We start from the raw sequence: 8,278 nt of genomic DNA on the forward strand, positions 1-8,278 counted from the left end.
CGCCCCCTGGCGCATCCACATTGTTTATGCTGCTATCTTTTTCTCGTCGCGCAAGGCGCGACGCAAAATCTTGCCGACGTTGGTCTTCGGCAGTTCATCGCGGAACTCGATGTATTTCGGCCGCTTGTAGCCCGTGAACTGCTCCTTGCAATACGCGGCCAGCACTTCCTGGGTCAGGTTCGGATCCTTGCGCACGACAAACACTTTCACGGCCTCGCCCGAATGTTCATCGGGCACGCCCACGCAAGCGCACTCGAGCACGCCCGGATGGGCCGCGATGACGGCTTCGACTTCGTTCGGATACACATTGAAGCCGGAGACGAGGATCATGTCTTTCTTGCGGTCCACGATCTTCACGTAGCCGCGCTCGTCCATGATGCCCACGTCGCCCGATTTGAAGTAGCCGTCCGGCGTCATGACCTTGGCCGTTTCATCGGGACGGTTCCAGTAGCCGCTCATCACTTGCGGGCCACGGATGGCGATCTCGCCCGTCTGGCCCAGCGCTACTTCCTTGCCGTCATCGTCGAGGATGGCGATCTCGGTCGACGGAATCGGCAAGCCGATGGTGCCGGAGAACGCCGTGCTGTCGGCGCGGTTGCAGGTGGCGACGGGCGACGTTTCCGACAAGCCATAACCTTCGATGATGGACACACCCGTCACCTGCAGCCACTTGTCGTTGACAGCTTGCTGCACCGCCATGCCGCCGCCATTGGCGATCTTCAAGCCCGAGAAATCGAGCTTGGCGAAGTCGGGATGATTGACCAGCGCGTTATACAGCGTATTGACCGCCGGCAACAAATTGAACTTGTATTTGCCCAGTTCCTTGATCAGGCCCGGGATATCGCGCGGATTCGGGATCAGGATATTCAGGGCGCCCACGCGCGTGCCCCACATGGCGCACGCCGTCAGGGCAAAGATATGGTACAGCGGCAAGGCGCAGACGATGATCATCTGTTCCTTGCTGTTCTGGTCGAGCGCCGCGCCCGACCACGCTTCGCTTTGCAGCACATTGGCGATCACATTGCGGTGGCTCAAGGTCGCGCCTTTCGACACGCCCGTGGTGCCGCCCGTGTATTGCAAGAAAGCGGGGTCGTTGATGCTCAGCTCGACTGGCGTGAGTTTCATGCGGCTGCCCAGCGCCAGCGCCTGCTTGAAACGCATGGCGTTCGGCAGGGAATACGCGGGCACCATCTTCTTGACGTTACGCACGACAAAATTGACGAGCATGCCCTTCAAACCGCCCAGCATCTCGCCCATGCTGGCGACGACGATGTGCTTGACGGCCGTCCTGCTCAGCACTTGCTCGAGCGTATGGGCAAAGTTTTCCAGCACGATGATGGCTTCGCTGCCCGAATCGTTGAGTTGATGCTCGAGTTCGCGCGGCGTGTACAGCGGATTGACGTTGACCACCGTATAGCCGGCGCGCAGCACGGCGGCAATGGCCACCGGATACTGCAGCACGTTCGGCATCATCAGGGCCACTCTGGCCCCCTTCTTCAAGCCGCGGCTTTGCAGCCAGGCGCCCAGCTGGCGCGAATAGGTATCGAGTTCGGCGTAGGTGAGAAATTTGTCCATGCAGACATAGGCCTTGCGGTCCGCATATTTTTGAAATGCCTCTTCCAGCACATGCACCAGCGAACGATATTGATCAGGATCGATGTCGGCGGGGACGCCGGGAGGGTACGACTTCAGCCAAATTTTTTCCATCCTGTGCCTCTTGTCTCGAATCATCGTGGGGGAGCCGGCGCACCTTGCCGGCGCGGATCATTGCTGCGGATTCTGTCGTCCGGCAGTCGGTTTGAGCATTCTGACGAGCAATTGCTCTATGCTACTAATGCGATGCTATCGGGCGCCGCGCTTCCATGCAAGCGCTTTCAACAGTATTCGAGCGGCAACTCTAGGGGTATTTTATGCTGCAATGCAGCATGACAAATACACTGTTGCAGGATCGCTCGCCCTGACGTGCGGGACAAACTTTACGGGTCACGGGCTGGACAATTGTTCCAGCGCCTGCCTGCGCTCAGGCTTCTTGATCTGGGACATTGTGTGCACTGCAGCATAAAAAGCACGAAAGTTCTTTTTTTCTTCCAGCAATTTTTTGAAGGCAGGCAAAAATTCATTGTAGGTAGACACGGAAGCCAGGTGCGCATTGCTCAAGGGCTGCTCGAACCAGCGGTCGTAACCGGCAAAACCACCCCAGTTTTTCTTCAGCACCTGATACCCTTCTTGCAATGCCGCAAACACCTGCGTCTTGCGCGCGCGCTTGTCCGCATCGCTGGCGTCGCTTGCATACACGGCGTCCAGTTTCTCCCGATATGTCAGCAGCAAGGCCAGGAAATCCTGGCGCCGCGCCGCATACTGGGCGTACGACGCGCGCATGGCGTCATTGCCCTCGCGCGCCAGCCAGCGCTGCACGCCCGCCTCTTCCACGGCGCCGGCAAACGATTCGTTGAAGGCCGAATCGCCGGGCACGTACACCACCTGGTGCGCCAGTTCATGGAAGATCAGGCGCGCCAGTTCCGCATCGTTGTAATTGATAAAAGTCGACAGCAGCGGGTCGTCGAACCAGCCCAGCGTGGAATACGCGGGCACGCCGCCCACCTGCACGTCGTAATGCTGGGCGCGCAACTCGTCGGCATACGCGAGCGCCTCTTCCTTGCTGTAATAGCCACGGTAACTGACGCAGCCGGCGATGGGGAAACACCATTGCAGCGGCTGCAGCGACAGTTCCGGCGTGGCCACCACGTTCCACAGCACGAACGGGCGCCGCAGGGCCGCATAGTTCTTGTAGCTGCCATTGTCGGGCAAGTCCAGCTCGCTGACGGCAAAACGGCGGATTTGCTGCGCCTTGGCCAGGCGCACTTTCAGGCGCGGTTCCGTGGCCGGGTCATCGAGCCAGTCGCCGATGGGACGCGCGCCGGACCACAGCGCATATTGCCCCTGCGCCGCCTGCGTGTAGTAGCGCAGCTGCGTGCAGCCGCCCAGCGGCAGGCACAGCATGCCGACAAGCAGCCGGGCCGGCCAGCGCGCCATCTCAGGCAGCCTTTTCCACTTCGACCAGCGTGTCGTAGAAGGTGGGGGCGCGGCCCATGTCCGTCAGGCGCTGGCTGGTCACTTCATTGGCGTTCTTGCCATCGCTGGCGAGTTTTTTCCACCACACGGACAGGCCCACCACCAGGCCCCGTCTCGCCTTGTCCGTGACCCTGGCCTTGGCCACAAAACTGCCGCGGTCATTGAAGATGCGCACCATGTCGCCGGCCGCGATGCCGCGCGCGGCGCTGTCATCCGGGTGGATATCGAGGTGCGGCTCGCCTTCGGCCGCGCGCAGGCTTTTCACGTTCACAAAGGTGGAATTGAGGAAGTTGCGCGCCGGCGGCGAAATCATGGCCAGCGGGAAACGCGCCGCCAGTGCGGGATTGCTGGCTGGCGATTCGTGCGGCGCAATGTAGGTCGGCAAGGGATCGAGTCCCGCCTGCGCCATGGCTTCCGAATACAACTCGCATTTGCCCGATGGCGTGGGGAAACCGCCCGCGGCAAATGGCGCCTCGGGCATGGCCAGCTTTTGCCAGCCCGTGCGTTTCAGCGATTCCCAGTCGAAATGCACGGCGCGCGCATCCGTGTTGTCGAACGCCGTGGCCGCCAGCGCATCGTCGCTTTCCTGGAAGCATGGATCATCAAAGCCCATGTATCGGGCCAGCAGGCGGAAGATTTCCGTATTCGCCTTCGCTTCGCCCAGCGGCGCCACGGCCGCATTGTTCGCCATCATGTACAGATGGCCGTAGGTGGAATGCGCATCGACGTGTTCCAGTTGCGTGGTGGCGGGCAACACGATGTCGGCGTAATCGACGGTATCGGTCTGGAAATGTTCGAGCACGACCGTAAACAGGTCTTCGCGGGCGAAACCCTGCGCCACTTTCGCGGAATCGGGCGCCACCGCCAGCGGATTCGAGTTGTAGACGATCACGGCTTCCACTTGCGGGCCGAACTCGGGCGAGCTGGTTTTCAGCAAGTCGTCGCCGATGGTGCTCATGTTGATGGTGCGCGGCGTGCCTTTCAATAAGTCAGGACGCTGGAGGGCCTTGCGGTTGACGGGGAAGGAACCCGAGCTCGACAGCTGCATGCCGCCGGCAGGATGGCGCCAGGCGCCCGTCAGCGCCGGCAGGCAGGCGATGTTGCGCACGGCCATGCCGCCGCCATGCACGCGCTGCACGCCGTAGTTGGTACGGATGGCGGCGCCTTCGCCAGAGCGGCAGGCCTGGCCGTACAGGCGCGCCAGTTCCACCACTTCCGTGATCGTGATGCCGCACACCTCGGCCACGCGCTCAGGCGGCCATTCCAGGGCCCGCTGTTTCAAGGCCTCGTAACCAACAGTGTAGCGCTCGATGTAATCATGATCGAGCAAATCTTCCACAATCAAGACATGCATCAAGCCCAGCGCCAGGGCGGCGTCGGTGCCCGGCAGCAAGGCGATATGCTGGTGGCATTTTTCGGCCGTCAGCGAACGATAGGGGTCGATGGCGATCAGGGTGGCGCCATGGCGCTTGGCTTCCTGCGCGCGCATCCAGAAGTGCAGGTTCGAGGCGATCGGGTTGCCGCCCCAGATGATGATCAATTTCGCGTTCTGGAACTGCTCCAGGTCCGTGCCGATGCTGGCGCCCACCGTGTAGCGGTAGCCCGTGGCGCCGGCTGACGCGCAGATGGTGCGGTCCAGCAGGGAAGCGCCGAGCTGGTTGAAGAAACGCGAGGACATCGACTCGCCCTGCACCAGGCCCATGGTGCCACAGTAGCTGTACGGCAAGATCGCCTGCGGATCGCGCGCGGCGATCGGTTTCAAGCGCGCCGCGATGGTCGTCAGCGCTTCGTCCCAGCTGATGGGCTCGAACTTGCCTTCCCCCTTCTTGCCCACGCGGCGCAGCGGCGTCAGCAAGCGGTCCGCATGGTAGGTGCGCTCCGTGAAGCGCGACACCTTCGTGCACAGCACGCCAGCCGTGGTCGGGTGGTCGGGATCACCCTTGACGGCAGTGGCCACGCCATCGGTCACCGTGACCAGGAGGGCGCAGGTATCGGGACAGTCGAGCGGGCAGGCGGCGCGCACTTGGGTGGTGGTCATGGGGCAATCCAAAAACGTTGGGGGAAGGCGATACTGTAAACCATTCCGCGCGCTTGCTGTTGGCGCCATGACAAGCTGGTCCGTGCGCTGGATTTACCCGGCAAACAAGGGCTACAATGCATTATTAGCCGCGCCTGTTTTTGATCAAACAGCCGCGGTCCGGCGCGCCATACATTGCTGCGTGCCAGCATCCACAGGAGAGTCCCATGAAACTAGTTGATCCGATCTTGGCGTTTCAATCCGAGCTGCAAGGTATCCGCCGCGACCTGCATGCGCACCCCGAACTGTGCTACGAAGAACAGCGCACTTCGGACGTGGTCGCCGCCAAACTGACGGAATGGGGCATTCCCGTGGTACGCGGCCTGGGCCGCACCGGCGTGGTCGGCATCATCCAGCATGGCAGCTCCAAGCGTGCCATCGGCCTGCGCGCCGATATGGATGCCTTGCCCATGCAGGAAATGAATACTTTCGAGCATGCCTCGCGCCACCCGGGCAAGATGCACGCCTGCGGCCACGACGGCCACACAGCCATGCTGCTGGGCGCGGCCCATTACCTGGCGCAGCACCGCAACTTCGATGGCACGGTCTACCTGGTCTTCCAGCCGGCCGAAGAAGGTGGCGCCGGCGCGCGCGAAATGATAGCAGACGGCTTGTTTAAAAAGTTTCCCATGGACGCCATCTACGGCATGCACAACTGGCCAGGCGCGGAAACCGGCACGCTGAGCGTGGTGGAAGGGCCGATGATGGCGTCGAGCAATGAATTCCACGTCACCGTCAAAGGCAAGGGCGCGCATGCGGCCCAGCCCCACAAGGGCATCGACCCCGTGATGGTGGCCGTGCAGATCGCGCAAAGCTGGCAAACCGTCATCACGCGCAACAAGAGTCCGCTCGACACGGCCGTGCTGTCGATCACGCAAATCCATGCGGGCAGCGCCACCAATGTGATTCCCGACGATGCCAGCCTGGTCGGCACCGTGCGCACGTTTACCACGCCCGTGCTGGACCTGATCGAAGAGCGCATGCGCGACATCGCCGTGCACACGGCCGCCGCCTTTGGCGCCGAAGTCGAGTTCCACTTCAAGCGCAACTATCCGCCACTGGTCAACCATGCGAAGGAAACGGCGTTTGCCGTCGACGTGATGAAAAGCGTGGTGGGGGCCGACAAGGTCAACGCGAATGTCGAGCCGACCATGGGTGCGGAAGATTTCGCGTTTTTCTTGCAGGAAAAAGCCGGCTGCTACATCTTCATCGGCAATGGCGACGGCGAGCACCGCGACGGCGGCCACGGCCTGGGGCCGTGCGTCTTGCACAACGGCAGCTACGACTTCAACGACAACCTGCTGCCCATCGGCGCCAGTTTCTGGGTCAAGCTGGCCGAAGCGAGCCTGCCCGTCACTTGATTCAGCTCAACTTATCCGGACCGGTGCCCAAGCGCTGGCCCGGATTCAACGCTTCCAGGGCCAGCAAGGCCGCCGCATGGTCTGCCGTCGGGTGCGTGGTAGCCAGGGTTTCATAGCGCTGCGTCACCAGTTGCGTCACCGGCAAGGTGACGTGGGCCGCCTCGGCCGCCGCGAGGATATTGTGCATATCCTTGATCTGGCTTTTTACCTGTCCACCGGCAACAAAGTTACGTTCCAGCATGCGCTGGCCATGCACCTCCAGAATCTTGCTCTCGGCAAAACCGCCACGGATAGCCGTGCGCACGGCAGCCGCATCGGCGCCGGCCGCCTGGGCCAACAACAGGGCTTCCGCCACGATATTCAGGGTCGCGCCGACGATCAGCTGATTGCACAGCTTGGCAACCTGGCCACTGCCGGGTGGCCCCACCAGGGTCGGTCGCCCCATGGCCGCCAGGATAGTTTCCACGCGCGCGTAATCGCCGGCGCTGGCGCCAGCCATGATCGCCAGCGTACCCGCCTGTGCCCCGCCGACGCCACCCGACACGGGCGCATCGATGAAGCCATGGCCGGCGGCGTGCAAAGTGGCATGAAATTGCCGGGCTTCCGATTGCTTGGTGGAACTCATATCGACCCACAACGCTCCTGCGCACAAGGCCGGCAACGCTTCCTGCAGCACCGTTGCTACGACGGGGCCGGCTTCCAGCATCGAGATGACCACATCTGCGCCATTGACCGCCTCAGCCACGGAAACGGCCGCCTGCGCCCCTGCCGCACGCAGGACTTGGGCCTTGCTGTGCGTGCGATTCCAAATTGTGACAGAATATCCAGCGCGTAGCAGGCAGCGGACCATCGGATCCCCCATCAGACCGATACCGAGAAATGCGATTTTTGTAGAGAATGTCAATTGAACCCCTGAAATCAACAAGTGGCGAGAGCGGCATGCAAAAAAGCTGCCTGCGCAGACAAGACAATAGCCTATCGGCCAATTTTACGATGAAAGCCTCTATGTTCTTCAAGAAGAATCTCCTCAAATCCATCGCCGCCGTTGCCGCGCTGATGGCAGCCAATGCCGGCTTTGCCGCCGACGACAAACTGATCGACTCCGTCTACGGCGAATATGCCAAGGGCGTGAAGGTACAAATGGTACGCGCCGGCGTCACCTCGAACTGGGACAAGGCCTGGTTTGTATCGAATGGCACACAGCTGAGCGGTTACTGGGATGCCAGCATCGGCGGCTGGGATGGCAAGAGCTATCGCAATGTCCCCGGCCAGCATCAAAAACTGTGGGACCTGGGCTTTACTCCCGTCTTCCGCTTTGAAAACACGAACAAGCTGGGCTTCTATGCAGAAGGCGGCATTGGCGTGCACATGCTGTCCAAGCTGTACGATAACGACGATAACCGCCTGTCGACCCACTTCCAGTTCGGCGACCATATCGGCGTCGGCTATATCTTCAATAACAAATGGGAAGTCGCTGCGAAGATCCAGCATTTCTCGAATGGCGGCTACAAGAAACCAAATAGCGGCGTCAATTACATGAACGTCAAAGTCGCTTATCACTTTTAATGGGTTTGATAAATGACAAAGGCAGCGCGTAGCGCTGCCTTTTTTTATGCCGTTACGCTTTGGCGGCTGAATCAGCAGACGAAAAAAAACCCCACCATCGCTGGCGGGGTTTTTTCTTTACTGCGTATAACAAGCCTGACGATAACCTACTTTCACACTGGTTGCAGCACTATCATCGGCGCAAAGTTGTTTCACGGTCCTG

General features: G+C 61.0%; 7 protein-coding genes. 3 read left to right on the forward strand and 4 right to left on the reverse strand.

Annotation, left to right across the window (positions count from 1 at the left end):
• Positions 1-24: 24 nt before the first annotated feature.
• From AC07X6_RS18735 to AC07X6_RS18745, 3 genes are all read right to left on the reverse strand, one after another.
• Complete coding sequence (locus AC07X6_RS18735) at positions 25-1,707, reverse strand: long-chain fatty acid--CoA ligase (protein ID WP_494791973.1); 1,683 nt, start codon at positions 1,705-1,707, stop codon at positions 25-27.
• A gap of 276 nt (positions 1,708-1,983) precedes the next feature.
• Positions 1,984-3,033, reverse strand: coding sequence for an aminopeptidase (locus AC07X6_RS18740; protein ID WP_494791974.1), 1,050 nt, complete (start codon positions 3,031-3,033; stop codon positions 1,984-1,986).
• Between the two features lies 1 nt (position 3,034).
• A complete protein-coding gene (locus tag AC07X6_RS18745; RefSeq protein WP_494791975.1) occupies positions 3,035-5,110 on the reverse strand; it encodes a molybdopterin-containing oxidoreductase family protein in 2,076 nt (691 codons plus the stop codon).
• A 206-nt stretch (positions 5,111-5,316) separates the two neighbouring features.
• On the opposite strand from AC07X6_RS18745, the gene AC07X6_RS18750 reads away from it, so the two are divergent.
• Positions 5,317-6,510, forward strand: coding sequence for a M20 aminoacylase family protein (locus tag AC07X6_RS18750; RefSeq protein WP_494791976.1), 1,194 nt, complete (start codon positions 5,317-5,319; stop codon positions 6,508-6,510).
• A 1-nt stretch (position 6,511) separates the two neighbouring features.
• Here the strand turns inward: AC07X6_RS18750 and AC07X6_RS18755 are convergent, their stop codons facing one another.
• Positions 6,512-7,414, reverse strand: a complete 903-nt coding sequence (locus tag AC07X6_RS18755; RefSeq protein ID WP_494791977.1) for an NAD(P)-dependent oxidoreductase — start codon at positions 7,412-7,414, stop codon at positions 6,512-6,514.
• Between the two features lie 89 nt (positions 7,415-7,503).
• On the opposite strand from AC07X6_RS18755, the gene AC07X6_RS18760 reads away from it, so the two are divergent.
• Positions 7,504-8,076: an acyloxyacyl hydrolase gene (locus AC07X6_RS18760; protein ID WP_230539252.1), complete on the forward strand. Its 573-nt coding sequence runs from the start codon at positions 7,504-7,506 to the stop codon at positions 8,074-8,076.
• Positions 8,077-8,088: 12 nt separating this feature from the next.
• The coding region (locus AC07X6_RS18765) for a hypothetical protein (RefSeq protein ID WP_494791978.1) at positions 8,089-8,278 on the forward strand (190 nt) is incomplete at its 3' end.

Source organism: Janthinobacterium sp. GW460-12-1-14-LB5, from assembly GCF_059423585.1.

Coding starts and splice junctions, on each gene's coding strand:
- AC07X6_RS18745 (WP_494791975.1), bottom strand. CDS start 5,110: ATGACCACCACCCAAGTGCGCGCCGCCTGCCCGCTCGACTGTCCCGAT.
- AC07X6_RS18760 (WP_230539252.1), top strand. CDS start 7,504: ATGAAAGCCTCTATGTTCTTCAAGAAGAATCTCCTCAAATCCATCGCC.
- AC07X6_RS18735 (WP_494791973.1), bottom strand. CDS start 1,707: ATGGAAAAAATTTGGCTGAAGTCGTACCCTCCCGGCGTCCCCGCCGAC.
- AC07X6_RS18740 (WP_494791974.1), bottom strand. CDS start 3,033: ATGGCGCGCTGGCCGGCCCGGCTGCTTGTCGGCATGCTGTGCCTGCCG.
- AC07X6_RS18750 (WP_494791976.1), top strand. CDS start 5,317: ATGAAACTAGTTGATCCGATCTTGGCGTTTCAATCCGAGCTGCAAGGT.